Below are 25,961 nucleotides of genomic sequence, written 5' to 3'. Positions count from 1 at the left end.
GCGCATCGTGGCAATGCGGGCCCCATGCAGGAAGCCGCCTCTCTACGTTCGGAGAGACCCGACATGAGCATTACATTCGACACGATCAGCGCCCGGACCCTCAAGTCCGAGGCGAAATCCCTGCGTGAGAACCGCACGCGGGCCGGCCTGGCCATGACGCATGGGGCGGCCCTCGAAGAGGTCGCCAAAGCGCATGGCTTCCGTGACTGGAATACGGCGCGGGCCACTTTGCCGGAGCATGCGGCTGCACCGTTTCAGGTGGGCATGCGGGTTGGCGGCCAGTATCTCGAGCGCCCCTTCGAGGGCATGGTCATCGGCGTCAGGCTGCTCGGCAGCCGTCCGCTGCTGTCGGTGACGATCCATTTCGACATGCCGGTCGACGTCACCCCGAACCTGTCGTTCAAGACCCTGCGCCAGCGCGTAACCGCAACGGTGAACGGCGATGGCGTATCGCCCGAGCTGCGCGGAAACGGCCAGCCCATCATGCGGTTGGCGCATCTTTAGCCGAGGCGCCAGAGGCGAAATGCAAAAGGGCTCCGGACATGTCCGGAGCCCTTTTGCGAGGATTATCTGGAGAGCCCCCTCCGGCAGATCTTAAGCAAGGCCGAGGAAGCTGAGGATTGCGATGATAACGACAACAACCCCGATAATGTAAAAGATGTTCACGGCGTCTCTCTCCTGTTGAGTTCGGGCATTCAACGCCACGTGCGACACATTGTTCCGACCAATTCACGGCGGATGTTTCATTTCAGTCATGGAAAACATCATCGATGCGGAGCGGGTTCCGCTATGCCGCGCTGCTTCAACCAGTCCCGCATGGCGGTAATTTCGGTTTCCTGGGCGGCGATCACCTCTTGCGCCAGCTTTCGGGTGAAATCATCCTTGCCGTATTCGAGCACGATCTTCGCCATGTCGATCGCACCTTGATGATGCGGGATCATTCCCAGCACGAAGGCGACGTCCGGATCGGCATTGGCGACACCGTCCATCATCGGACCGTGCATCCTGTCCATCGCGTCCATATAGGCTTTGGTGGCGGGAGATTCGGTATCGGTCGACGTCATGGCCGACATGTCGTGCCCGGCATGGGAGCCGGCGTCCTGTGCCGATGCGCTGCCCGCCGCCATGGCCGCGAGGGCCGCTGCAAGAAAAAATCGCTTCATGGTTTGTCGAACTCCGTTACTGCCGTGCCATGCGCGCGGCCGGCGCCAGTTACGGCGATACGCGTAATCCTTCCAACCATGGGAAGGTCAAATCGTAATTCACCGGTCGATCGAAATGTGAGCCGTTGGCGAACATTTAACCTTGCGTGACAGAAGGATGAGCGTTCATAAGGCTGTCATCGTATGGAGGACTTATGAACACCTTCTCCGTTGGGCGTCGCTTTGCCGGCTGGACGTTCATTGTGCTGGCGGCAACGCTTGCGCTGGCATTCGCTGCTGCGGCCCTCCTGGGTTTCGAGGCTGCCTCCATCGAGGAGGGGCCGCTCGAGCGCGCACAGGAAGTTGTGCTGGCGCTGTCGATCTTCCTGTTCATCGGTGCTGCGATCTACCAGCGCGGCGCCGGCCGGATGGCAAGCTTCGGCATGGTGCTGCTGTGCATCGTGTTCTTCCTGCGCGAGCTGGAACTGCCGGTCAGCGGACCGGTTACGGCATACCTCCATACGGACACGTTCCGGCTGCACGAAACGATCGCGCTCCTGGCGCTGGGCCTGCCGTATCTGGCCCTGCGCTGGCGGCTCATCCCGCAGTTCTGGGCCTATGCCGTGTCGCTGCGCGGCTGGCCCTTCGTCCTGTCCGCCGCCCTGGTTGGCCTTGGCGCCGCAGCCGAAGCCATGGTGCCGCACTTTCCCGTATGGTCGATGGGCGTCTTCTTCGAAGAGACCTTCGAAACGATGGCCTATGTCGTGCTTGCCTGTCTGGCCGTGCATGTGATGGTGGCGGCCTTCCAGCAGTACCAGGCCCAGGCGGCCGGTACGATGACGCAGCCGGTCACACGGCTCCGCTGAAGCGCATGGCGCTCTCGGTTCGATAACGGTCGAAGACCGCGGCGGCCAGGCGCACGAAGGGGCGGCCGGCTTCCGTCATCTCGATTCGCGTTCCGGCAACGCGCACGAGCCCGTCCGCCACATAGGGCCGCAGCAGGGCGATCTCGTCGGCGAAGCGGCCTCCATCGGAGCCAAGGTCGATCTGCAGGTTGCACATCAGCGCCTCGATGATGGCGGCGCGGCATCTGTCGTCTTCGGAAAGCGCATGTCCGCGTCGCGTCGCGAGCCGCCCTTCCGTCACCATTCGCGCATAAGCGCCGATCGCGGGTTCGTTCTGGACGAAGCCTCCGGGCAGTTGCGAGATCGCCGATGCGCCAAAGCCGATCAGGCTGCGTCTTTCGTCGTCCGTATAACCCTGGAAATTGCGGTGGAGCCGGCCTGCCCGCGTGGCCTGCGCCAGCGGATCGTCGGCCAGGGCGTAATGGTCGATGCCGATGCGCCCATAACCATGGCCGATCAGCGTGCCGCACACGGCCTCCGCCAGTGCGATGCGCAGGACCGGTCCGGGCAGCCGCTGCGTATCGATAAGCCGCTGGTTGGCGCGTCGATGGGGAAGGTGGGCATAGCCGTAGCAGGCGATCCTGTCCGGCCGCAGCGCGGCGACCGCATGGCAGGTCGCGACGATGCTGCGCTCCGTCTGCTCGGGCAGGCCGTAGATCAGGTCGATGTTGATGCGTGCGATGCCCGCATCGCGCAGCCTATCCATGGCCGCGCTGACGACATCCATGGGCTGCTCGCGGCCGATGGCCCGCTGCACGGCCGGATCCGCGTCCTGAACGCCAAGGCTTGCCCTGTCGACACCGATATCGGCCAGGCGTCGGCACAGTTCCGGCGACACATGGCGCGGGTCCAGCTCGATGGAGTGTTCCCGGATGGCCGATGTGTCGAAATGCCGGGCCAGCGCATCGACGACGCGGACAAGCCCCTCGGTGCCCAGTATGGACGGCGTGCCGCCACCCCAGGCCAGGCGGTCGATCGGAATGCGGCCGCCGCACAGGCTTGAGACGAGCGCGATCTCCTCCACCAGCCTGTCGCGATAGGCGTCTATGACATCGTCGCGGCGCGCCATCTTGGCGTGGCATCCGCAGTAATGGCAGAGGCGCCAGCAGTACGGCACATGGATATAGGCGGAGACCGGCTCCTGCGGGTCGAGGTCGCGCAGCCACCGCGCATGGTCGCGCGGGCCGACGGCGGCGTCGAAATCCGCCGCCGTCGGATAGGACGTATAGCGCGGCACGGAGACGGCCGCGTAACGCTCCACGGCGGTCATACTAGCCGTTCCGCCGGGCTGCCGGCGTTCCTTGTGCCGGGCCATCGGCCGGCAGCGCCAGAAGCCGGTCCTCGCGCATTTCGAACCACATCGCGTTGAGTATGGCGAAGGCGCAGGCCAGGCCGACGCCGAGAATCCATGAAAAATACCACATGCCGACTTGCTCTTTCTGTTAGTAGGCGTTGGGGTTGCGCTCGATGCTCTGGGCAGTCACCGGCCCGCGCATGACGCTGTAGACCCAGGTCGTGTAGGCCAGGATGAGCGGCAGGAAGATCAGCGTCGCCACCAGCATGATGAACAGGGTCAGGTGGCTGGACGATGCATCCCAGACCGTCAGGCTGACGCCGGGGTTCAGCGACGAGGGCAGCAGGAAGGGGAACATCGACAGCCCCGCCGTGGCCACGATGCCTGTGACGGAAAGGCTCGAACCGCCGATCGCCAGCCAGCCGTTTCTGGCAGACAGGCCGGCAAGGGCCACAAGCGCACCGAGAAGGCCAAGTGCCGGGGCAGCCATCATCCACGGATGGGCGGCGAAATTGGACAGCCAGCCGCCCTGCGCAAGCGCAACCGTCTTGGCAAGCGGGTTGGAGGGCAGCGTCGTGACGATCGCGTTGGTCACGCGGTAGCCATCGATGCCGTAGGCGATCCACAATCCGCCGAGCGCGAAGAGGATAAGCGTCAAAAGGGCTGCGATCCGCCCATAGGTTCGGCTGCGATCCGCAACCGCACCACGCGTCCGGGTGGCGATCACGCCGGCGCCGTGCATTGTCAGCATGGCGACGCTGAGCACGCCGCACAGAAGCGGGAAGGGGCGCAGAAGGCCGAAGAAACTTCCCTCGAAGCTGGGGCGCATGGCCGCGTCGAGACCGAAGGGCACCCCCAGGAGGACGTTGCCCACGGCAACCCCGAAGATCAGCGCCGGAACGAACCCGCCGATGAACAGGGCCCAATCCCAGATCGCCCGCCAGCGGGGGTCGGCGATCTTGCCACGGAACTTGAAGCCGACGGGCCTCAGGATCAGCGCAAGCAGCACGGTGATCATGGCAAGGTAGAAGCCCGAGAACGACACGGCATACAGCGCCGGCCAGGCCGCGAAGATGGCGCCGCCGCCAAGGACCAGCCAGACCTGGTTTCCTTCCCAGGTGGGGCCGATGAGGTTGAGGAGGATGCGGCGCTCTTCGTCGCTGCGGGCGGCGAAGGGCAGGAGCGTGCCGACGCCGAGGTCGTAGCCGTCGGTTACCGCGAAGGCGATCAGCAGGATGCCGAGCAGCGCCCACCAGATCAGCCGCATGGTTTCATAGTCGAGGGGAATATCGGTCATCTTCGGATATCCTGTTTGCGGCGTCGTTCAGTGCCGGTCCGGGGTGGCTGTCGCGCCTTTCGGCGTAACGGGTGCGCCGGAGACGGCGTCCATGACGAGGTTGTGCCCGCTGGGGCCGGCCTTGATGACCTTGAGCATCAGGAGAACCATGATGACCGCCAGCACGGTATAGAGCGTGATGAAGAAGCCGAGGCTGATCGCAAGGTCGGTCGCCGACAGGTCGGAGGCGGCATAGAAGGTCGGCAGCACGCCTTCGACCGCCCAGGGCTGACGCCCGTATTCCGCGATGAACCAGCCGGCCTCGATTGCGACCCAGGGCAGCGGCAGGCTGAACATCGCCAGCTTCAGGAAGCGTCGGCTTTCGACGATGCGGTGCCGGCTCGTCTGCCAGAAGGCGAAGGCGAAGAAGGCGATGAAGTAGAAGCCCAGCGCCACCATGATGCGGAACGACCAGAACATGGGCGCGACGCCGGGGACGGTGTCGAGTGCGGCGGCCGTGATCTCTTCCGGCGTGGCGTTGAGGATGTCCTCGCGGTAGCGCTTGAGCAGCAGTGCATAGCCAAGGTCGGGCCATGTCTGCGCGAACTGCGCCCGGGCGGAGGCATCGGTGCCGTCGGCGCGGATGGCCTGCAGGGCACGATACGCTTCCAGGCCATTGGCGATGCGTTGGCCGGATGTCTCGACGAGATCGAGAATGCCGGGGATTTCGCCCGTCAGCGAGCGCGTCGCGATCAGGCCGAGAGCGAAGGGAACCTGGATCTCGAAGCGGTTCTGCCCGTCGCCCGGGATGGCGAAGAGGTTGAAGCCGGCCGGGGCGGGCTCGGTGTGCCACATGGCTTCCATGGCCGCCAGCTTCATCTTCTGGTGCTGGGTGGCCGCGTAGCCGCTTTCATCGCCGAGGACGACCACCGACAGCGATGCCGCGAGGCCGAAGCTGGCGGCCACCGCGATGGAGCGTTTCGCCAACTCCAGGTGCCGGCCGCGCAGGATGAAGTAGGCGCTGATCGCGATGACGAACATGGCGCCGGTGACGTAGCCTGCGCTGACCGTATGAACGAACTTGGCCTGTGCGACCGGATTGAAGATAACCGCCATGAAATCGGTGATCTCCATCCGCATCGTATCCGGATTGAAGGTCGATCCGACGGGGTTCTGCATCCAGCCATTGGCGATCAGGATCCACAGGGCCGAGAAGTTGGCTCCCAGCGCGACGAGCCACGTGACGCACAGGTGCTGGACCCTGGAAAGCCTGTCCCATCCGAAGAAGAACAGGCCGACGAAGGTGGCTTCGAGAAAGAAGGCCATCAGGCCTTCGATGGCCAAAGGCGCGCCGAAGACGTCGCCGACATAGTGGCTGTAATAGGCCCAGTTCATGCCGAACTGGAATTCCATGACGATGCCGGTGGCCACCCCCATGGCGAAGTTGATGCCGAAGAGCGTGCCCCAGAACAGCGTCATACGGCGCCAGATCTCGCGCCCGGTCATGACGTAGACGCTTTCCATGATGGCCATCAGGAAGGACAGGCCGAGCGTCAGCGGCACGAAGATGAAGTGGTACATCGCCGTGGCCGCAAATTGCAGCCGCGACAGGTCGACGACCGTCAGATCGATCATGGTTTCATTCGCTTTTCTTGGCCGGACCGTCGATCGGGTCTCGATACGGGCGGGGCAGGTTGCGGTGTCGGGAGAAGGTGTAGGAGCGGCGCCCGGCCCCCGCATTGATCCAAATCAATGCCCGTAACGGGCGCGCGCACTATCGGTATGCCGGATGAACCGGGATGACCGCGCATGACGACGACCTCCAGACACGACCGCGCAACGGCACGGCGCCACGGGCAATGGCTGCGGGCGCGCCGCGGCGATGGCGGCGCCGCGCTGAAGGCAGGCCTCGTGCTGCCGCTGGCCTCCGGCCTGCTGCTTGTCGGGCAGGCGTGGCTTCTGGCCGGCATCGTCGACGCCGTCGCGGTGCGCGGTGCGACATTGGCGGTCCTTCAAGCGCAACTTGCCGGCCTGGCCGGGCTGATTCTGGCGCGGGCCCTTTTGTCCGCCCTCGGCGAGCGTGCGGCGGCGCGCGGCGCGGAAGCGATCAAGCGGCAGGTGCGGCGGCGAATCATGGCCGGTTATCTGCAGGGCCCCCTCGCACCGATCCGGCCCGAAAGCGGCACCGTGGCATCGACGATCGTCGAGCAGGTCGACGCGCTGGACGGCTTCTATGCCCGCTTCCTGCCGGCCATGGTGCAGGCGGCGATCCTGCCTATCGCCTTCGCGGCCATCGTCCTGCCGGTGGATATCGTCGTCGCGCTGCTTTTCCTCGTGACGGCGCCGCTGATTCCGCTGTTCATGGCGCTGGTCGGTTGGGGTGCCCAGGCGGCAAGCGACGCCCAGGCCGATGCGATGGCCGGCCTGTCCGGCTTCTTCGCCGACCGGCTGCGCGGCCTTCTGACCATTCGCCTGCTGGGGCGGGCGGATGACGAGGCGCGCCTGCTGACGGCGCGCGGCGACGCCCTGCGCCGGCGTACGTTCCGGGTGCTGCGCATCGCTTTCCTGTCTTCGGCGGTTCTGGAACTGTTCGCGGCCCTCGGCGTCGCCGGTGTCGCACTCTATATCGGGCTCTCCTATCTGGGCATGATCGGCTCCGCCGGTGCCGGCGCTACGCTGGCGGCCGGTCTTTTCTGCCTGCTGATCGCCCCCGAAGTGTATCAGCCGCTCCGCTTGCTGGCGGCGCATTATCATGACCGCGCGGGGGCCATGGCCGCCGTCGCCATGATCGAAGCCCACTATGCCGAGGATATCCGGGTGCCGGATGCCGGGTCGGTGCGCCTGCCCGCCACCGGGCGCCCGGTCGATCTGGCCTTGCGCGGCCTTGTGCTTGAAGCTCCGGGAGGGCGGCCTCTGCTGCACGCTTTCAGCCTCGACGTCGAAGCGGACCGCCATCTTGGCATTGTCGGTGCCAGCGGATGCGGCAAGTCCACATTGATCGAATCCATCGCCGGCCTGCGGCTGCCGACGGCCGGAACGATCCATCTCGGCGGCACCGATGTACAGAAATCACCCTGCGACTGGCGTGCCGAAACAATCTGCCATATCGGCCAGTCGCCGCGACTGTTCCACGGCACCATCGCCGACAATATCCGCTTTGCCCGGCCCGATGCGACGGATGCCGATATTCGGCAGGCAGCCGATGCGGCGCTGGTGCAGCGGTTTGCCTCGCGCCTGCCGGACGGGCTGGAAACGCGGATCGGCGAAGGCGGCTACGGCCTGTCCGGCGGGCAGGCGCACCGCGTCGGCCTGGCGCGCCTTTTCCTGCGCGATCCCGCGCTGATCCTGCTGGACGAGCCTACGGCGCATCTGGATACCGCGACCGAGGATGAGCTGATGGCCAACATCCTGACTTTCGCCAAAGGGCGGATGCTGATCATGGCGACGCATTCCGCCGGGGCCGCCGCGCGGATGACGACGGTCCTTCGCATCGCGGACGGCCTGCTTATCCCCTGTGCCGGGCGGGGCACCCGGATGCGCCTGGTCGGAAAGGACGCGGCATGAGGGCGCTGCTTTCATTCGCGCCGCTGTTCGTGCGGCACTATCGCGCCTTCGCAGTAGCGCTGCTGATGGCAGCGGTGACAGTCGCGGCCGGCGTCGGACTCTTGGCAGTATCCGGCTGGTTCCTGACGGCGGCGTTCCTGGCGGGCGCCGGGGCCGCGTTCAACCTGTTCGGCCCGTCTTCCGCGGTGCGGGGCCTGTCGCTGCTGCGCATCCTGTCCCGCTATGGCGAACGGATGAGCGGTCACGACGCGACGCTGAAGGCGCTGACGCAATTGCGGCACTGGCTGTTCATCCGGCTCATTCCGAATGCCGGGCCGCTGGGCAAGGGGCTGCGACGCGGAGATCTGATCCAGCGCCTGACGGCCGACGTGGACACTCTGGATGTCGTCTTTCTTCTGGCGATCGGGCCGATGGTCACGGCGCTTCTGGCCGGCTCGGTGCTTTCCGCCGTCTTCTGGTTCGTGCTGCCGGCCGCCGCCATTGGCTATCTTGGCGCCTTCACGGCGGCCGCCATCGGTGTGCCGCTGCTGCTGACGCTGGCCACCCGCCGCGCCGGCCGCAATGCGGTGGAGGCGATGACCGCCTTGCGCATGATGGCGCTGGACGGCGTCGATGGCCGATCCGAGATCCTCGTTTTCGGTTGCCAGGACCGTTTCCTTGAAGGGTTCGATGCGGCGGCAGCCGCGCTCGGCAAGGCCCGGATCGGCATTGCGAGCCGGGCGGCCTTTGCTCAAGGATCCATTCAGGCGTTGACAGGCGCCGCGCTCATTCTGGTGCTGGTTCCGGGGATGGAGGCGGTGTCGCAGGGATACCTTTCGGCCCCGGCAATGGCCGGCCTGCTGCTGGCCGTTCTGGCAAGCTTCGAGACGACTTCTATTCTGACGCGCAGCGTCGCGCGGCTTGGCGCTGCTGCAACCGCAGCCGAGCGCCTGCAGGAGATCTCAAGACCATCGGGCGTGCCAATTCCGCGCCACGCGGCCGTGCAGGATGTGCCCGACGGCGAGTTGCGTTTCGACGCAGCGGTCGCGGGCTACAACGGCGCTTCGCCCGTCGGCCCGCTCGACCTTGTCGTGCCGCAGGGCACGGTGGTTGCCATCAGGGGGCCGAGCGGCAGCGGCAAGTCCACCCTGCTTGCCTCGGTGCTGCAACTGGCGCCGCTGCGCGCGGGGACGATCTCGATCGGCGCGGTATCGATAGAGGATGCCGCACAGGCATCCTTGTATGCCCGGGTCGCTCTGCTGGAGCAGGAAGCGCCGATCTTTCTGGGCACCGTGCGCGACAATTTGCTGCTCGCCGACCCCGATGCGGACGAACACGCCCTGTGGCGCGCGCTCGCCGATGCGCGGCTGGAGGCCACGGTGCGTGCACTGCCGGCCGGGCTCGACACCGAGGTGGGCGAGGCCGGACATGGTTTGTCCGCAGGCGAGCGGCGGCGGCTTGCTCTGGCGCGCATTCTGTTGACGAAGGCGACGATCCTGCTGCTGGACGAGCCGACCTCCGGGCTGGACGCGGAAACGGAAGCGGCCTTCTTCGCGGATATTCGCCGGGCATGCCGCGGCCGGACCGTCGTCATCGCTACCCATGCCGAGTTGCCGGCCGGTACTATCGACACGGTGCTGACGATCAATGACGGTATATCCGGATGAGCGCCGGGTCTTAAGCCTGGTCGATGCCGGCCACGGCCGCCAAAGCGCGCCGATCCACGATGTCCACGTGATGGGCATCGGGAAGGCGGATCAATTGCTGGTTGCGCAGCTTGGTGAAACTGCGGCTGACCGTCTCGACGGTAAGACCAAGAAAATCGGCGATATCCGTCCGCGACATCGGTATGGGGACCGGATTTGCGGGCAGGCCACGCGCCTCCATCCGCGTCGACATCATCAGAAGGAAGCTCGATAACTTCTCCACCGGCGCCAGCCGCCCCAGCATGATCTGACCGTCCCGAGCCTCGCGAAGCGCCGCCCGTGTGAACTGCATAAGCCTGGCCTGCAGGGGAGGATGGTCATGCAGGAGCCGGTTCATGTCGGCACGGGCGAAGGCGCACAAGGTCGAATGCGTTACGGCCTCCACCGTGGCGGATGTCGTTTCCTCGTCGGCGAGGCCAAGAAAATCGCCGGGCATCAGGAAGCCGGTAATCTGACGGCGTCCGTCCGCAAGAATGGTGGACAGGCGCATCATGCCTTTGGTCACCGTATAGACGCGCCGGGCCGGATCGCCTTCGTGGATCAGGATTTCATCCGGCAAGAGGTTACGCACCGTCGAAACCCGTTCCATCACCGATAGGTCGTCCTGGCGCAACGCCGCGCATAGCGACAGGGCGCGGACGTCGCAGGATGCACATGCCGTCTCGCACGGCACGGGAGTGTAGGATGCAACGCCGGATCTCGTGTTCATCAACCCTTAACCATCCACGCAAAGTACCGCATCAACTTGTCGGATCTGCGTCATTCTGACGCATATTCGGACCCTGCTGGTAACGCAACGTTAATTACTGTTTCGCAGGCCGAACAACAACTTGTGTTTGATATGCAACACCGAGTACCGATCTCTGAAACCCCACTATTTTCAACTGGCGGTTACCCCATTTAGTCGGTACGCAACACTCAAGAGCAACGGCCCAGCCTTCGGACACACCGACAGCATCCGGCCACAGACATGGGGGGTTCTACAATGAACCGTTTCGCACTTCTTCTGGCTTCGGCCGCATTCGTTACGCCCGCCGTGGCTGCGGACGTCATCTACGAAGAGCCGGCTCCGGCTCCGATCGTCGCTTACGAGCCTGCCTTCACCTGGACCGGCTTCTACGTCGGTGGCCAGGCCGGCGTCGCCTTCAACCGTGACTCGGGCCTGTTCTCCACGGACTCGTCCTTCATCGGTTCCAGCGATGATGGCGATGCGTCGTTCATCGGCGGTGGTCACGTCGGTTACGACTACCAGATGGGCAACTTCCTCATCGGTGCTGTCGCCGACCTGAACTACATCGATGCCTCGACGGCTTCGGCCTACACGCTGCCGGGTTCGACGACCGTGTTCGGCGCCCAGCAGGACATCGACTATGTCGGTACCGTCCGCGCCAAGCTCGGCTATGCGGCTGACCGCTTCGCCGTGTACGCCACGGGTGGTCTCGCTTACGGCGACACCAGCAACAACTACCTCGGCGACGCGATCACGTCGATCGGCGGCACCACCTACAACGTGTCGGTTTCCGAAGACACGGACGATGTCGGTTACGCCGTCGGCGCCGGTGTCGAGTACCTCGTGACGCAGAACTTCTCGCTCGGCGTCGAGTACCTCTACACCGACCTCGGCGACTCCAAGCTGCGCGTCGACTACACGCCGGTTGCCGGCTCGGGTCCTGGTGGTTTCGTTTCGACGGACTCCTCGTCGGACCTCGACTTCCACACCGTGTGGGCCAAGGCTTCGTTCCGCTTCAACTAAGACGCGGAACGGCTGCAAGCAGCCAGGTAACGAAAAGGGGTTCCCGGGAAACCGGGAGCCCCTTTTTTCGTGCTCCGATGCCGGATGCCGGATCCATGCAGCGAACCATCTGACAGGCAAGGGCAGGGCGGGCCACGCGCCGCATGGCTTGCGCAGGCCGCCAGACCGGCTCCGCCCAATGTGGGGCTATAGAGGCCTCGTTCCGCCTCACCTGAAACGTGGAGCGGCTTCCAGGCAGCCCCAGGACATGAACAAGGGCTCCCGGGAAACCAGGAGCCCTTGTTCATGCTCAGTGGGCACGGCGGCACGGTATCAGCAGTTCATTGGACGGGTGGGCATGGCGGGCGCGTAATACGGCGTCAGGGACGCAGAGCCCGTGTTTGACGCACGCACGTCAAAAAGCCGGGCGCAGAGGCTGCACCCGGCTTTCCGTATTGGAGCGTTCCGCCTGTAGGAATCAGGCGGCGGCGACGGCCTTGACGCGGTTCGACAGGCGCGAAATCTTGCGGGAAACCATGTTCTTGTGGAACACGCCCTTCGAAGCGGCGCGGGCCATTTCGGGCTCGCATGCCTTCAGAGCTGCGGTGGCGGCGGCCTTGTCGCCGGCGAGGATGGCTTCCTCGACCTTGCGCAGGAAGGTGCGAACGCGCGAGCGGCGCGCCTTGTTGGTAGCCGTCCGGCGCGCGATCTTCCGCGTAGCCTTCTTGGCCGAAGGGGTATTGGCCATGTCGAAGTCTCTCTTCTGTTGCCGCGCCCCGGCAGTGCCCGAAGGGCCATGCTGGCGCGCATGTCTGGATGTCGGTGATCCCGCATTGCAGCCCGAAGGTCGACAAAGAGGGACGGAGCCGCGACTCTCGTAGCGGCTGAACATGGCGCGCCTTATAGGGAATATGGCGTTGAGCGTCAACCGAGATTCAGCGTTTCAGCGCTGGCAGACCGGGCAGAAGAAGGTGGAGCGGCCCGACTGCACGATCCGCGCGATGGTGCCCCCGCAGCCGTCGTGCCGGCAGGGCTGCCCCTCGCGGTCGTAGGCCGCGAAGCTGTGCTGGAAATAGCCGAGGCTGCCATCGGCCTGTCGATAGTCCCGCAGCGAAGATCCGCCGGCCGCTATGGCGTCGGCGATCGTGTCGCGGATGTGGACGGTCAGCCGTTCCAGCCGCTCCGTGGGCCGCCCGGACGCGCGCACCAGGGAGCCAGCGCTGCGGCGTGGCGACAGGCGCGCCCGCCACAGGGCCTCGCACACATAAATGTTGCCGAGCCCGGCGATGATCGTCTGGTCCAGCAGGGCAGCCTTCAGGGGCGCGGCCCGGCCGGCGAAACGCAAAGCCAGATAGTCGGGCGACAGCGCGTTGCCCGTCGGCTCGACGCCGAGGTTGCGGAACATCGGATCCTCGGCCATCTGCGGACGCGTCAGAATACGCATGAAGCCGAAGCGGCGTGGATCGTTATAGACGATGTCAGGCGTAGAGCCGTCCGGCCGCCGGAGGTGGATGGCCACATGATCGTGCAGGCGCCCCTGCGCCTTTGGGTGGTGGAAAAGGCCTGGCCTGTCCGCCTCGGCGTGCGGCCTTTCGATGCGGAAAGATCCCGACATGCCGAGATGCATGGCAAGGATATCGTTGGATTCCAGCTCGCACAGGAGGTATTTGGCGCGGCGCGACAATGACAGGATGCGCTGGCCGGCAAGCCTTTGCGCGAAATCGTCATCGAAGGGGAAACGCAGGTTGCCCCGGTTGAGAGCAACCGAAGCTATGGTTGCGCCTTCCATGGCAGGGGCGAGCCCGCGTCGTACGGTTTCGACTTCCGGTAGTTCAGGCATGGCCCTATCTGAGTTGGTGCCGACGCGGCTGTTTACGCGTTTCCCTTGGCGCGGGAAACGCTTTACAGCTTTCCGCGCGATCGGCCGGTCTCGAATCGAGGGGCCGATCCCGAACCAGAAGGCTTTCGCTTATGTCGCGCAACCGCATCACCGACGCCGATGGCATGGAAACCTCCTACGGCTTCGAGACCGTATCCGGCAAGGCAGAGAAGCAGGCCCGCGTGGACGAGGTGTTCCACCGTGTCGCCAGCCGCTACGACCTGATGAACGACCTGATGTCCGGAGGAATGCACCGCCTGTGGAAGGACGCGCTGGTCAACTGGCTGGCGCCGTCGCGCCGGCCGGGCTGGCGTTTCGTCGACGTGGCCGGCGGAACCGGCGACGTCGCCTTCCGCATCGTGGAGGCGTCGCGGCGCAATGCGCAGGGCACGGTGCTGGATATCAACGCCTCGATGCTCGGCGTCGGCGCGGAACGCGCCGCCAAGCGCGGCCTGCAGGACAATCTGACCTTCGTGGAAGGAAACGCCGAAACCCTGTCGTTGGCGGACGGCGATTTCGACGCCTACACCATCGCCTTCGGCATCCGCAACGTGCCGCGAATCGACCTGGCGCTGGCCGAGGCGTATCGCGTGCTCAAGCCGGGCGGACGCTTCCTGTGCCTGGAATTTTCCGAGGTCGATCTGCCGGTGCTGGACAAGGTCTATGATGCCTGGTCCTTCCGCGCCATTCCCGCCATCGGCGAGGCGGTGGCCAAGGACCGGGCTTCCTATGCGTATCTCGTGGAATCGATCCGCAAGTTCCCGAACCAGGAGAATTTCGCGTCGATGATCCGCAGCGCGGGCTTCGAGCGCGTATCCTGGCGCAACCTTTCGGGTGGTATCGCCGCCATCCATTCCGGCTGGAAGATCTGACCTTGCTGGGTTCGCTCTATGGTATCTTGGCGCTGCTGCGCGCCGGCTGGGTGCTGATGCGCGAAGGCGTCATCTCGGCCCTGCCGGCCGAGGGGCTGCCGCCCGGGCCGCGGCTGGCCCACCGGTTGGCCGGCCTGGTGGCGCGGCGCTCGGCGCGGCGCAAGGCGCGTTCCGAGCGGCTGTCGCAAGCCTTGAACCGGCTGGGCCCATCCTATGTGAAGCTCGGGCAATTCCTGTCGACACGGCCCGATATCGTGGGCCAGAGCCTGGCGCTGGAGCTCGGCCACCTGCAGGACAGCGTGCCGCCCTTCCCGACGGCGGAGGCCATCGCGACGGTCGAGGCATCGCTTGGCCGCACCATAGACGACCTTTTCCTGACCTTCGGCGAGCCGGTCGGGGCGGCGTCCATCGCGCAGGTGCACAAGGCGCGCGTCCGGACGCCGGATGGAGAGCGGGACGTGGCCGTGAAGGTCATCCGCCCCGGCGTGCGCGCCCGCTTCCGCCGCGAGTTGAATGCCTTCTCCTTCATCGCCCGGGTCATGGAGCGCTTCGTGCGGTCGTCGCGCCGCCTGCGGCCCGTGGCCGTCGTCGAGACGCTGGCGCAAAGCACGCGGATCGAGATGGACCTGCGGCTCGAGGCCGCCGCCTCGTCCGAGATGGCCGAGAATATCCGCAACGACCCTGGTTTTCGCGTTCCGGCCGTCGACTGGGAGCGGACCGGCCGCGACGTGCTGACGATGGAGTGGATCGACGGCATCAAGATGAGCGATGTCGCGGGCGTCGCGGCGGCCGGGCACGACCTGAAGGCGCTCGGCGTCAATGTCGTGCAGAACTTCCTGCGCCAGTCGATGCGGGACGGCTTCTTCCATGCCGACATGCACCAGGGCAATCTCTTCGTGGCACCGGACGGCGCCATCGTGGCGGTCGACCTCGGCATCGTCGGTCGCCTGTCGTCCGACAGCCGGCGTTTTCTGGCGGAGATCCTCTACGGCTTCATCCGCCGGGATTACCGACGCGTCGCCGAGGTGCATTTCGAGGCGGGCTATGTGCCACGCAACCAGGATGTGCTGTCCTTCGCGCAGGCACTGCGCGCCATCGGCGAGCCGATCCACGGCCAGCCGGCGGAGACCATATCCATGGGTCACCTGCTGACCCTGCTCTTCGAGGTGACGGAACTCTTCGACATGCGCGCCCGGCCCGAACTGGTGCTGCTGCAGAAGACGATGGTGGTGGTGGAAGGCGTTGCCCGAAGCTACGATCCCAAGTTCAACATGTGGGAAGCCGCCGAGCCCGTCGTGTCGGACTATATCCGCGGCGAACTCGGCCCTGCGGCCAAGCTGGCGGAAGTGCGCGACGTGCTGGAGGCCATCGTGAAGATCGGCCGCAGGCTGCCCGACTATGCGGTCGGGCTGGAGGTGCTCGGCAAGCACCTGCCCGATCTGGTCGACAACGGCATCCGCATCAACGACGATTCCCTGCAGGAACTGGCGCAGGATACCAAGGCCGGCATCCTGTTCGGGCATATCGCGCAATGGATAACGGCAATCGGCGTGGCGGTGATCGCCGCCAGCCTGCTTCTGAGGTAGGGCGATGGAGAGCACGCTCGCGGGAAAACGCATTCTCCTGGTCGTCGGCGGCGGCATCGCCGCCTACAAGGCGCTCGACCTCATCCGCCGCCTTCGGGAGCGCGGCGCCGCGGTGACGCCCATCCTCACTGCCGCCGGGGCCCAGTTCGTAACGCCGCTGGCCGTGGGGGCGCTGTCGGCAACGCGCGTCTACGACGATCTTTTCTCGCGCGACGACGAGCAGGATGTCGGCCATATACGGTTGGCGCGGGGGGCAGACCTGATCCTCGTTGCGCCCGCGACTGCCGATCGCATGGCGCAGATGGCTGCCGGCCTGGCCGGCGACCTGGCCGGCGCCGTGCTGCTGGCGGCGCGATGCCCCATCCTGCTTGCGCCGGCCATGAACCCGGCCATGTGGGCCCACCCGGCCACCCGGCGCAGCTTGGCCCTGCTCGAACAGGACGGTGTCGGCTTCGTCGGCCCCGAGCACGGCGAAATGGCCGAAGCGGGCGAAAGCGGCCTTGGCCGCATGAGCGAGCCGCAGGCCATCCTTGCCGCCGTCGAGGCCCGTCTGGCTGCGCCGGGGGGCAAGCCGCTGTCCGGCCGCCGCGCCGTGGTGACGTCCGGCCCGACGCATGAGCCGATCGACCCTGTCCGCTACATCGCCAACCGCTCGTCGGGGCGGCAGGGCCACGCCCTGGCCGAGGCCCTCGCGGAACTGGGCGCGCAGGTAACGCTGGTTTCCGGCCCGGTCTCCATCCCCGACCCTGCGGGCGTGCATGTCGTGCGGGTGGAGACGGCCCTCCAGATGCTGGCAGCGGTAGAGGCGGCGCTTCCGGCCGATATCGGCGTTTTCGTCGCCGCCGTCGCCGACTGGCGGGCTGCGGAACAGGCGAGCGACAAGATCAAGAAACGCGCCGGAGAGGGGCCGTTGCCCCTGGCGCTTGCCGAGAACCCGGACATTCTCGCGACGATCGCCCACGGCCCGGGCCGGCCGCGCCTGGTGGTGGGCTTTGCGGCCGAGACATCGGCCCTGATGGGCAACGCGCAGGCCAAGCTGCAACGCAAGGGCGCCGACATGATCGTTGCAAACGACGTGTCGGGCGATGTGATGGGTGGTGCGCAAAACCGTGTCCATCTTCTGACGGAGGCGGGTGCCGAAGACTGGCCGGAACTGTCGAAGGCGGAGGTCGCCCGGCGGCTGGCGCGCCGGTTCGCCGACATGCTGGGGGATATGGAATGAGCATCGACGTCAAGGTGAAGCGCCTGCCGCACGGCGTGGACTTGCCGCTGCCGGCTTACGAGAGTGCCGGGGCGGCGGGCGCCGACCTGCGCGCCGCCGTTACGGACGTGCTGGAGATACCGCCGATGGGCCGCGCGCTGGTGCCGACGGGTCTGTGCTTCGAGATACCGGACGGTTACGAGATGCAGGTCCGGCCGCGTTCGGGCCTGGCAGCCCGCCACGGTATTACCCTTCTCAATACGCCCGGCACGGTCGATAGCGACTATCGCGGCGAGGTGAAGGTGATTCTTATCAACCTGGGCGACACGCCATTTGAAGTGCGGCGCGGCGAACGGATCGCGCAGGCCGTCGTGGCGCCGGTCACGCAGGCGCGTTATGCCGAGGCCGACGATCTGACGCAAACCGGGCGAGGGGCCGGCGGTTTCGGCTCGACGGGACAGTGAGGGCGGTGCCATGAAAGCGCATGAAACGCATGTTGTATCGCAGTTCGGGCCGCAGGCGGCAGCTTACGTGGCAAGCGCGGTTCACGCGTCGGGGCCCGATCTGGAGGCCCTGGAGGCCATCGTCGCGGCATACGGCCCCCAAAACGCACTGGACCTCGGCACGGGCGGCGGGCACGTCGCCTATCTTCTCGCGGCCCGTGCCGCGCAGGTAACGGCCGTGGATCTGTCCGCCGACATGCTGGCCGCCGTTGCGGCAACGGCGTCGGACAGGGGGCTCGGCAATCTTCAGACGGTCGAAAGCGCTGCGGAAACGCTGCCATTCGACGACGGCGCATTCGACTTTCTCGCCTGCCGCTATTCCGCCCATCACTGGGGCGATCTCGAAGGCGGCATCCGCCAGGCACGGCGCGTTTTGAAAAATGGCTCGCCGGCCGTCTTCATCGATGCGGTCGCGGCCGGTTCGGCGCTGGCCGATACCCACCTGCAGGCGGTGGAGCTTCTGCGTGACACGTCCCATGTCCGCGACTACAGCCCGGCAGAGTGGATGGCGATGCTGGCGCGCACGGGCTTTATCGTTGAAAGTACGCGCATGTTCCGTGTCCGCATGGATTTCAAGGTGTGGATCGCGCGGATGCGCACTCCGGACGAGAACGCGCGCGTCATCCGTGCCCTGCAGGATGGGGCCTCGCAGGCCGTGCGCCGGCATTTCGCCATCGAGGACGATGGGTCGTTCATGCTGGACGTCATGATGGTCGAGGCGCGTGCCGCCTGAACAAATTGTTGTCCGGAGGCGTTTGTCAGGCAGAATTTTCTCCAACTCGCCGCCGTTGCGTGGTGCTGCAACCTCGCGCCGAAACCGTTGCGGCGGCTAGATTGGGCCATGAGCATACGGGAGAGCACCATGGACAAGACGGTCAACGACCAGATTGCGCGGACGCACGGACGCGGACGCGTCTACGATTCCATCCTGGACACGATCGGCGATACGCCGCTTGTCCGGATCGACAGGTTTGCCGCTGAAAAGGGCGTGAAGGCGAAGCTTCTGGCCAAGCTGGAGTTCTTCAACCCGATTTCCTCCGTCAAGGACCGCATCGGCGTCGCCATGCTGGAAAAGCTGGAGGCCGATGGCGCGATCGAGCCCGGCAAGACCGTTCTGGTGGAGCCGACATCCGGTAACACCGGTATCGCCCTTGCCTTCGCGGCGGCGGCCAAGGGCTATCGCCTCATCCTGACGATGCCCGAGACGATGTCGCTGGAGCGGCGCAAGATGTTGCGCCTGCTGGGCGCGGATCTTGTCCTGACCGAGGGCGCCAAGGGCATGAAGGGCGCCATCGCCAAGGCGGAGGAACTGAAGGCGGAACTGCCCAACGCGGTCATTCCGCAGCAGTTCGAAAACCCGGCCAACCCCCAGATCCACCGCATCACCACGGCCGAGGAAATCTGGAACGATACGGGCGGCAACGTCGATATCTTGATATCGGGCATCGGGACCGGCGGCACCATCACCGGCGTCGGCCAGGTGCTGAAGGCGCGCAAGCCGGGTGTGCATATCGTGGCGGTGGAGCCGGAGGCTTCGCCTGTCCTGTCGGGCGGCAACCCGGGGCCGCACAAGATCCAGGGCATCGGCGCCGGCTTCGCGCCGCCGATCCTGGACAAGGCCGTCTATGACGAGGTGGTGACGGTTTCCAACGACGACGCCTTCGAAAACGCCCGCCTTCTGGCCCGGATCGAAGGCATTCCGGTGGGCATTTCGTCGGGTGCGGCGCTGACGGCCGCCGTCAAGGTAGGCCAGCGCCCCGAAAACGAGGGCAAAACCATCGTCATCATCATACCGTCCTTCGCCGAACGCTATCTGTCGACGGCGCTGTTCGAGGGGCTTGGCGACGAAGCGCCGGCAACGCCCGCCGACCGACCGGCCGGCGGCGCCATCTAAGGAGCCTCAGCGGCGGCTGACCCGCATGGGCAGGCCGCCGCGCGGTTGCACGGTGATCTTCTGCACCGGGTAGGGCTGCTCGGTGCCGATATAGTCGAAGCGCAGATGTCGCATGAGGCTGGCGAGGGCGATGACGCCCTCGTGCATGGCGAAGCTCGAACCGATGCAGACCCTGGGGCCGACGCCGAAAGGCAGGTACTGGAAGCGATCCAGCTTTTCGCGTTCGCCCGGCATGAAGCGGTCCGGTATGAAATGGCCGGGCCTGTCCCAGTAGAGTTCGTTGCGGTGGACGAGCCACGGCATCACCAGCAGGGATGCCCCGGCGGGAATGTCGATGCCCCCGACCGAATCGTCTGCAAGCGCCGTCCGGTTCAACGAGGGGGCCGGCGGATAGAGGCGCATCGCCTCTTCCAGGGCGGCCCGTGTGCGCGGCAGCCTGTCCAGCCACTGCGCCGGATCGGGCAGGCCGTCCAGCGTGGCGTCCAGCTCTTCCTCGACCTTGCGGCGCTCGTCCGGCGCCTCGGCCAGCAGATACAGCGTCCAGCCCAGCGCACGCGCGGTCGTCTCGTGGCCGGCGCCGATGAAGGTGATGATGTTGTCCTCGATCTCGGATCGCGACAGGCCGTCCGCCTTCAGCAGCATCGTCAGGAAATCGTTAGGCGCCGCATCCGGGGCGTGCTTCAGCATCGCGATGCGCCGCTCCATCGTGTCGGCGATCAGCTTGCGGAAGTAATTGGTGCTCCGCATGCCGATCAGCCGGTTGATGCGCGGCAGGAAGGCGGGCGCATCGAGGATGTCCAGCGGGTCCACGCGGCCCATACGCGCCAGGAATGTTTCCATGGACCGGGCAAATTCCTTCGGCTCGCCCGTGATGTCGTCCGAGAACAGGGTCGCCTGCAGGATGTCGTAGGTCAGCAGCGTCATCTGGAAGGCGACGTCCACCGTCTCGCCGCCCTTGGCGAGCCCTTCGGCAAAGCGTGAGCTGCGGGCTGCCATGACGGGCGTCAGCCCGTCGATATTGCGCGGCGTGAACACCGGCGCCAGCGCCTTGCGGGTGCGCTTCCACAGCTCCCCCTCGGCCGTCAGGAGGCCGTCGCGCAGCATGGGGCGCAGCACCCGCTGGCGCAGCGGCTGCATGGCGTAGTTGCGGGCATTGTCAACGAGGCAGTGGCGGATGCCCGCCGGATCGTTGACGATGACGGTCGGCACGCGCAGCCAGTTGGCCTTGAGATACGGCTCCTTGAAGGCGCGCGACCCCCAGATCTCGATGGGATTGCGCGATGCCGTCAGTACGAAACCGAGCATCCCGAGCGGCTTGGTATGGGGCGTCGGGGCCGGGGCAAGGAATGGCTCTGCGATTGTGTCCATGCCCCCTCATATGGGAAGGCCTGAACCCCAGGTCGAGCTTTGGCCCATGCTTTCATTTTCGCCCGAAAATGCTTATATTCGGGAAGCTTGAAAAGCCGCAGTCGCGGCAGGGCCAGCGGCGATTCGTCGCCAGTGCCGCAGCCGCGCCAATGAAGGATTCCCATGTCGCAAGCTGAAGAGACGAACACCGGCGTCGACGCCGAATATGGCGCCGACTCAATCAAGGTTCTCAAGGGCCTCGATGCCGTTCGCAAGCGGCCCGGCATGTATATCGGCGACACGGACGACGGATCGGGCCTGCACCACATGGTCTACGAGGTGGTCGACAATGCCATCGACGAGGCGTTGGCCGGCCACGCGACGCATGTGACCGTCACCCTGAACGCCGATGGCTCGTGCACCGTCACCGACAATGGGCGCGGTATCCCGACAGATATCCATCAGGGCGAGGGCGTATCGGCGGCGGAGGTCATCATGACCCAGCTTCACGCCGGCGGTAAGTTCGACCAGAATTCCTACAAGGTATCCGGTGGCCTGCATGGCGTCGGCGTGTCGGTGGTCAACGCGCTGTCGGTGTGGTTGCGCATGAAGGTGCGCCGCAAGGGCAAGATCCACGAGATGTCCTTCACGCATGGCGTGCCGGATGCGCCGCTTGCCGTCACGGGCGATGCCGGTGCGGAGACGGGCACCGCCATCACCTTCCTGCCGTCCGCCGACACATTCTCGCGCACCGAATTCGATTTCGCGACGCTGGAGCATCGGCTGCGCGAGCTTGCCTTCCTGAATTCCGGCGTACGCATCATCCTGACCGACAAGCGGCCTGCCGACGAAAAGCGCGTCGAGCTGTTCTACGAAGGCGGCCTGGAGGCGTTCGTTCGCTATCTCGACCGGGCCCGCAAGCCGCTGATGCCCGAGCCGATCGTCATCCGTAGCGAAAAGGACGGCATGACCGTCGAGGCCGCCATGTGGTGGAACGATTCCTACCAGGATACGGTGCTGGCCTTTACCAACAACATCCCGCAGCGCGACGGCGGCACGCATATGGCCGGTTTCCGGGGCGCACTTACGCGCCAGGTCACGGGCTACGCCGAAACCTCGGGCATCCTCAAGAAGGAAAAGGTGACGCTGACCGGAGACGACTGCCGCGAAGGGCTAAGCTGCGTCCTGTCGGTCAAGGTGCCGGACCCGAAATTCTCGTCGCAGACCAAGGACAAGCTGGTTTCGTCGGAAGTACGTCCGGTTGTGGAGAGCCTCGTCAACGAGGCGCTGGCAACCTGGTTCGAGGAGCATCCGCAGGAAGGGCGCATCGTCATCGGCAAGGTGGTCGAGGCCGCATCGGCGCGCGAGGCGGCCCGCAAGGCGCGCGAGTTGACGCGGCGCAAGGGCGCGCTCGACATCACGTCGTTGCCGGGCAAGCTCGCCGACTGCCAGGAACGCGATCCTGCCAAGTCTGAAATCTTCATCGTCGAGGGTGACTCGGCCGGTGGCTCGGCCAAGGGCGCGCGCTCGCGGCAGAACCAGGCGATCCTTCCGCTGCGCGGCAAGATCCTCAACGTCGAGCGCGCACGCTTCGACCGGATGCTCGGTTCCGACCAGATCGGCACGCTGATCACGGCGCTCGGCACGTCCATCGGCAAGGACGAGTTCAACCCCGACAAGCTGCGCTACCACAAGATCATCATCATGACGGACGCCGACGTCGACGGCGCCCACATCCGCACATTGCTGCTCACCTTCTTCTTCCGGCAGATGCCGGAGCTGATCGAGCGCGGCTATGTCTACATCGCACAGCCGCCGCTGTTCAAAGTCACGCGGGGCAAGCAGAGCCAGTACCTGAAAAACGAGAAGGCGCTCGAAAACTACCTGATCGACGGCGGGTTGGACGATGCGCTGCTGCGGCTGGCCTCCGGCGAAACGCGGGCCGGCAAGGACCTGCGCAGCGTGGTGGACGATGCGTTGTCGGTGCGCCAGATCCTGAGCGGCCTGCATACACGCTACGACCGGGCCGTGGTGGAACAGGCCGCAATCGCGGGCGCGCTGACGCCGGAAGTGGCCGACAGCGGCGCGGATGCGCCCTACATGGCGGAACGCATCGCCAAGGCGCTCGACGCCATCGCCGAGGAAACGGAGCGCGGCTGGACCGGCGAGTCGACGTCGGATGGCGGTTACCGTTTCCAGCGTCTCGTGCGCGGCGTGCAGGAGGTGCAGGCCATCGATGCGGCGCTGATCCATTCGGCCGACGCCATCGCGCTCAACCGCATGGCCGCGCGGCTGGCCGAAGTCTATGCGCAGTCGCCGACGCTCAAGCGCAAGGAGACCGAGCGCTCGATCAGCGGTCCGGTCGATCTTCTGAATGCGGTATTCGAGGTGGGCCGCAAGGGCATCTCGCTGCAGCGTTACAAAGGGCTGGGCGAGATGGACCCCGAGCAGCTCTGGGAAACGACGCTGGATCCGGAAGTGCGCTCACTGCTTCAGGTCAAGATCAACGACGCGACCGACGCCGACCAGCTCTTCTCCCGCCTCATGGGCGACGAGGTCGAGCCGCGCCGCGAGTTCATCCAGGAAAATGCCTTGCAGGTCGCCAATCTGGACGTGTGATCGTCCGGCCCGAGGCGCCGAAAGGGCGCCTCGGCCTCAGGCCGCGAGCTGGCTGCGGATGACGTCGCTGCGATGGCGGAAGACGCTGTCGCGGGTCAGGTGTTCCGCCGAGGCGCCGGCGGCGCGGATCAGCGTCGCCAGCACGCCGCGGTTCGCATCCAGGCCGGCGATCGTGTCGGCAAGGGCCTCGGGGTTGCCGCGGGGCACCAGCAGGCCGGCGCCTTTTTCGTCGATCAACCCCGCGGAATAGGGGTCCTTGTAGCCAATCAGCGGCGTTGCCGAATGCAGGCTCTCGATGAGATTGCGGGGCGACTCGTCGCTCAAATGGCAGAACATCAGCAGATGGGCGTCGCGATAGGCGGCCCGGACACGGTCCGGGTCGGATACGAAGCCTTCGAAGACAAGGTCTTCTTGCGTCAGACCCGCCTTTTCCGCTGCAGCCTGCATGGCGCCGAGCAGTTCGCCGTCACCCAGCCACCGGGCGTTGAAGGAAACCCCGCGCGCCTTCAGTCCCGCCAGGGCGGCGACCCATTCCAGCGGCCCCTTCATCGGTGCGGCACGGCCGCAGTACACGATGCGCAACGGCCCGCTGGCCGCGCCCTGCACCTTCGCTGCGACTTCGCCTGGTGTCAGCCTGTCGTCCGCGTTGAAGTGGATATCCTCCACCTGATGCGGATTGCGGGCGATGGGCTTGAAATGATTGAAAACCGTGGCCCCATGCAGCAGGCTCAGTTGCGCACCGCGCACCGCGCGCTTTTCGTTGCGCTCCATGATGGCCATCTTGACCGCCGTCTTGAGCCGGTCTTTCAGGGATGAGCCGCCTTCGGCCTTCATCACCTGCGACTCAACCCTGTCGAACCAGACCGCGTGGGCGATGCCGTGCCGCCTGGCGACGGCGGCCGCAACCTCGCCCGGATCGCCCAGCCAGCCGCCATAGGCGAAGCTGTGGTAGTGGGTATCCCGCATCAGTTGCAGCATGGTTTCGGACAGCGCCTTGCGCTGGCTGAGGAGGATCTTGAGATCGTATGTGTTGGGAATCGGCACGAGCTTGATGCCGGGCTCGGTCAATCCGCCCGCGGCGGCATCTTCCCAGCCCGCCGGCGGGGGGCCGTCATGGCAGATGGCGAATGCGACGAGACGCGAGAAGTTTTCCTTCCATGCATGAAGCCCGGAAATCGTCTGCCGTTCGGCGTAAAGCCGCCCGTCATGGCGATAGAGCGGGGCGCTGAAGCCCAGCATCAGGGAATTGTCCGTGCATGTCATCGTCGTTCTCGCTGTCTGCGGGGCGGCGGTTTGCATCAGGATAGACGGACCGGGCCACGGGAGCCATATCGCCGGGGTCCTCCATCCGGATAATCGCCGACCCCGCATTCGATATCAGACGGCGTCCACCTCAGCGCCAGCCGAGGCCGGGGGCGACATGCTTCAGGATGTTCTCGATCACATGCACATTGTAGTCGACACCGAGCTGGTTGGGCACGGTGAGCAGCAGCGTATCCGCCTCCGCGATGGCCTCATCCTCGGCCAGAAGCCGGACAAGCTCGTCCGGTTCGGCGGCGTAGTTGCGCCCGAAGATGGAGCGCGTCCTGTCGATGACGCCGACCTGGTCGCGGGCGTCGCCGCCGCGTCCGAAATAGGCGCGGTCTTCGTCGCTGGTCAGCGCGAAGATGCTGCGGCTGACCGATACGCGCGGCGTGCGGGTGTGGCCGGCTTCTTTCCACGCATCGCGATAGGCCCGGATCTGCCGTGCCTGCTGCACATGGAACGGCTCACCGCTTTCATCGGTCTTCAACGTCGAGCTTTGCAGGTTCATGCCCAGCACGGCGGCCCAGACGGCGGTGGAATCGGACGCCGCGCCCCACCAGATGCGGTCGCGGAGGCCCTCCGAATGCGGCTCCAGCCGCAAGAGGCCGGGCGGGTTGGGAAACATGGGTTGCGGGTTCGGCTCGGCAAAGCCCTGCCCTTCGAGCAGCTTGAGAAGGGTTTGGGTGCGCTCCCGCGCCATGTCCGACTCGGTCTTCCCCTCGGCGGGCCGGTAGCCGAAGTAGCGCCAGCCATCGATGACCTGCTCGGGCGAGCCGCGGCTGAGGCCGAGCTGCAGGCGCCCGCCTGCGATCAGGTCGGCCGCGCCGGCATCCTCCGCCATGTAGAACGGGTTCTCGTAGCGCATGTCGATGACGGCGGTGCCGGTTTCGATCCGCTTGGTCCGCGCGCCGACGGCAGCCAGCAGCGGAAAGGGCGAGGCGAGCTGGCGGGCGAAATGATGGACGCGGAAATAGGCGCCATCGGCGCCCAGTTCCTCGGCCGCGACGGCGAGATCGATGGACTGCAGCAGGGCATCGCCCGCCGTGCGCGTCTGCGAACCCGGCGCGGGCGACCAGTGCCCGAAGGAGAGAAAGCCGATCTTCTTCATCTCGAATGTCCTTTTCCGCCCCTGTTCGGGCTTTCAAGATTTCGAGATA

Annotated in this window: 23 protein-coding genes; 12 read left to right on the top strand and 11 right to left on the bottom strand. The window is 65.8% G+C overall.

What is annotated here, in order from left to right; translation table 11 throughout:
• Positions 1 to 63: 63 nt before the first annotated feature.
• On the top strand, positions 64 to 504 hold the full coding sequence (locus AUL31_RS15760; RefSeq protein ID WP_060608798.1) for a glyoxalase superfamily protein: 441 nt from the start codon (positions 64 to 66) through the stop codon (positions 502 to 504).
• A 260-nt stretch (positions 505 to 764) separates the two neighbouring features.
• Here the strand turns inward: AUL31_RS15760 and copM are convergent, their stop codons facing one another.
• Positions 765 to 1,163, bottom strand: a complete 399-nt coding sequence (gene copM, locus AUL31_RS15755) for a CopM family metallochaperone (RefSeq protein ID WP_060608795.1) — start codon at positions 1,161 to 1,163, stop codon at positions 765 to 767.
• Between the two features lie 194 nt (positions 1,164 to 1,357).
• On the opposite strand from copM, the gene AUL31_RS15750 reads away from it, so the two are divergent.
• Positions 1,358 to 2,008, top strand: a complete 651-nt coding sequence (locus tag AUL31_RS15750) for a hypothetical protein (protein ID WP_060608792.1) — start codon at positions 1,358 to 1,360, stop codon at positions 2,006 to 2,008.
• Here AUL31_RS15750 and hemN read toward each other — a convergent pair.
• The 4 genes from hemN to AUL31_RS15735 are packed head-to-tail and all read right to left on the bottom strand — an operon-like array spanning position 1,992 to position 6,252.
• Positions 1,992 to 3,317, bottom strand: coding sequence for an oxygen-independent coproporphyrinogen III oxidase (hemN, locus tag AUL31_RS15745; RefSeq protein ID WP_060608789.1), 1,326 nt, complete (start codon positions 3,315 to 3,317; stop codon positions 1,992 to 1,994). The two genes, AUL31_RS15750 and hemN, sit on opposite strands and share 17 nt — an antisense overlap.
• 1 nt (position 3,318) lies before the next feature.
• Positions 3,319 to 3,471: a cytochrome bd-I oxidase subunit CydX gene (gene cydX / locus AUL31_RS20055; RefSeq protein ID WP_073469382.1), complete on the bottom strand. Its 153-nt coding sequence runs from the start codon at positions 3,469 to 3,471 to the stop codon at positions 3,319 to 3,321.
• Positions 3,472 to 3,489: 18 nt separating this feature from the next.
• Positions 3,490 to 4,638, bottom strand: a complete 1,149-nt coding sequence (gene cydB / locus AUL31_RS15740; RefSeq protein WP_060608786.1) for a cytochrome d ubiquinol oxidase subunit II — start codon at positions 4,636 to 4,638, stop codon at positions 3,490 to 3,492.
• Positions 4,639 to 4,665: 27 nt separating this feature from the next.
• Positions 4,666 to 6,252, bottom strand: coding sequence for a cytochrome ubiquinol oxidase subunit I (locus tag AUL31_RS15735; protein ID WP_060608784.1), 1,587 nt, complete (start codon positions 6,250 to 6,252; stop codon positions 4,666 to 4,668).
• A gap of 174 nt (positions 6,253 to 6,426) precedes the next feature.
• Between AUL31_RS15735 and cydD the strand changes: the two genes are divergently transcribed.
• Positions 6,427 to 8,181 carry a thiol reductant ABC exporter subunit CydD gene (gene cydD / locus AUL31_RS15730; RefSeq protein ID WP_060608782.1) on the top strand — a complete coding sequence of 585 codons (1,755 nt, stop codon included), beginning with the start codon at positions 6,427 to 6,429 and terminating at the stop codon, positions 8,179 to 8,181.
• A complete protein-coding gene (cydC, locus tag AUL31_RS15725) occupies positions 8,178 to 9,827 on the top strand; it encodes a thiol reductant ABC exporter subunit CydC (protein WP_060608779.1) in 1,650 nt (549 codons plus the stop codon). Before cydD ends, cydC begins: the two co-directional genes overlap by 4 nt.
• Before the next feature lie 10 nt (positions 9,828 to 9,837).
• Here cydC and AUL31_RS15720 read toward each other — a convergent pair whose 3' ends face one another.
• Complete coding sequence (locus tag AUL31_RS15720; RefSeq protein ID WP_060608776.1) at positions 9,838 to 10,575, bottom strand: Crp/Fnr family transcriptional regulator; 738 nt, start codon at positions 10,573 to 10,575, stop codon at positions 9,838 to 9,840.
• 276 nt (positions 10,576 to 10,851) lie between these two features.
• Between AUL31_RS15720 and AUL31_RS15715 the strand changes: the two genes are divergently transcribed.
• On the top strand, positions 10,852 to 11,619 hold the full coding sequence (locus tag AUL31_RS15715; protein ID WP_060608773.1) for an outer membrane protein: 768 nt from the start codon (positions 10,852 to 10,854) through the stop codon (positions 11,617 to 11,619).
• Positions 11,620 to 12,076: 457 nt separating this feature from the next.
• On the opposite strand, the gene rpsT is transcribed toward AUL31_RS15715, so the two are convergent.
• Positions 12,077 to 12,346, bottom strand: a complete 270-nt coding sequence (gene rpsT, locus AUL31_RS15710) for a 30S ribosomal protein S20 (RefSeq protein ID WP_060608770.1) — start codon at positions 12,344 to 12,346, stop codon at positions 12,077 to 12,079.
• 195 nt (positions 12,347 to 12,541) lie between these two features.
• Entirely contained in the window at positions 12,542 to 13,438 is an 897-nt protein-coding gene (mutM, locus tag AUL31_RS15705) for a bifunctional DNA-formamidopyrimidine glycosylase/DNA-(apurinic or apyrimidinic site) lyase (RefSeq protein ID WP_060608765.1), read from the bottom strand.
• Between the two features lie 131 nt (positions 13,439 to 13,569).
• On the opposite strand from mutM, the gene ubiE reads away from it, so the two are divergent.
• The 6 genes from ubiE (at position 13,570) to cysK (ending at position 19,533) form a co-directional block, all read left to right on the top strand.
• Positions 13,570 to 14,349: a bifunctional demethylmenaquinone methyltransferase/2-methoxy-6-polyprenyl-1,4-benzoquinol methylase UbiE gene (gene ubiE, locus AUL31_RS15700; protein ID WP_060608762.1), complete on the top strand. Its 780-nt coding sequence runs from the start codon at positions 13,570 to 13,572 to the stop codon at positions 14,347 to 14,349.
• Positions 14,350 to 14,354: 5 nt separating this feature from the next.
• Positions 14,355 to 15,935 carry a 2-polyprenylphenol 6-hydroxylase gene (gene ubiB, locus AUL31_RS15695; protein WP_073469427.1) on the top strand — a complete coding sequence of 527 codons (1,581 nt, stop codon included), beginning with the start codon at positions 14,355 to 14,357 and terminating at the stop codon, positions 15,933 to 15,935.
• A 4-nt stretch (positions 15,936 to 15,939) separates the two neighbouring features.
• A complete protein-coding gene (gene coaBC / locus AUL31_RS15690) occupies positions 15,940 to 17,157 on the top strand; it encodes a bifunctional phosphopantothenoylcysteine decarboxylase/phosphopantothenate--cysteine ligase CoaBC (RefSeq protein WP_060608759.1) in 1,218 nt (405 codons plus the stop codon).
• Entirely contained in the window at positions 17,154 to 17,600 is a 447-nt protein-coding gene (gene dut, locus AUL31_RS15685; protein WP_060608757.1) for a dUTP diphosphatase, read from the top strand. Before coaBC ends, dut begins: the two co-directional genes overlap by 4 nt.
• A gap of 10 nt (positions 17,601 to 17,610) precedes the next feature.
• Positions 17,611 to 18,372: a class I SAM-dependent methyltransferase gene (locus AUL31_RS15680; RefSeq protein ID WP_060608754.1), complete on the top strand. Its 762-nt coding sequence runs from the start codon at positions 17,611 to 17,613 to the stop codon at positions 18,370 to 18,372.
• A 129-nt stretch (positions 18,373 to 18,501) separates the two neighbouring features.
• Positions 18,502 to 19,533, top strand: coding sequence for a cysteine synthase A (gene cysK, locus AUL31_RS15675; protein WP_073469381.1), 1,032 nt, complete (start codon positions 18,502 to 18,504; stop codon positions 19,531 to 19,533).
• A 6-nt stretch (positions 19,534 to 19,539) separates the two neighbouring features.
• Here cysK and AUL31_RS15670 read toward each other — a convergent pair whose 3' ends face one another.
• Positions 19,540 to 20,901 (bottom strand): cytochrome P450, encoded by a 1,362-nt coding sequence (locus AUL31_RS15670; protein ID WP_060608751.1) that lies wholly within the window; start codon positions 20,899 to 20,901, stop codon positions 19,540 to 19,542.
• Between the two features lie 162 nt (positions 20,902 to 21,063).
• Between AUL31_RS15670 and gyrB the strand changes: the two genes are divergently transcribed.
• Complete coding sequence (gene gyrB, locus AUL31_RS15665) at positions 21,064 to 23,499, top strand: DNA topoisomerase (ATP-hydrolyzing) subunit B (RefSeq protein WP_060608748.1); 2,436 nt, start codon at positions 21,064 to 21,066, stop codon at positions 23,497 to 23,499.
• Positions 23,500 to 23,535: 36 nt separating this feature from the next.
• Here gyrB and AUL31_RS15660 read toward each other — a convergent pair whose 3' ends face one another.
• Together AUL31_RS15660 and AUL31_RS15655 are read right to left on the bottom strand one after the other, a co-directional pair.
• Positions 23,536 to 24,762: a glycosyltransferase gene (locus AUL31_RS15660; RefSeq protein WP_073469379.1), complete on the bottom strand. Its 1,227-nt coding sequence runs from the start codon at positions 24,760 to 24,762 to the stop codon at positions 23,536 to 23,538.
• A 130-nt stretch (positions 24,763 to 24,892) separates the two neighbouring features.
• Positions 24,893 to 25,912 (bottom strand): LLM class flavin-dependent oxidoreductase, encoded by a 1,020-nt coding sequence (locus AUL31_RS15655; RefSeq protein ID WP_060608745.1) that lies wholly within the window; start codon positions 25,910 to 25,912, stop codon positions 24,893 to 24,895.
• Positions 25,913 to 25,961: the final 49 nt, after the last annotated feature.

The organism is Aureimonas altamirensis (assembly GCF_001463885.1).
GTDB lineage: Bacteria > Pseudomonadota > Alphaproteobacteria > Rhizobiales > Rhizobiaceae > Aureimonas > Aureimonas altamirensis.
The sequence above is the reverse complement of the archived record's forward strand: the minus strand, read 5'-3'. Positions and strand labels throughout refer to the sequence as shown.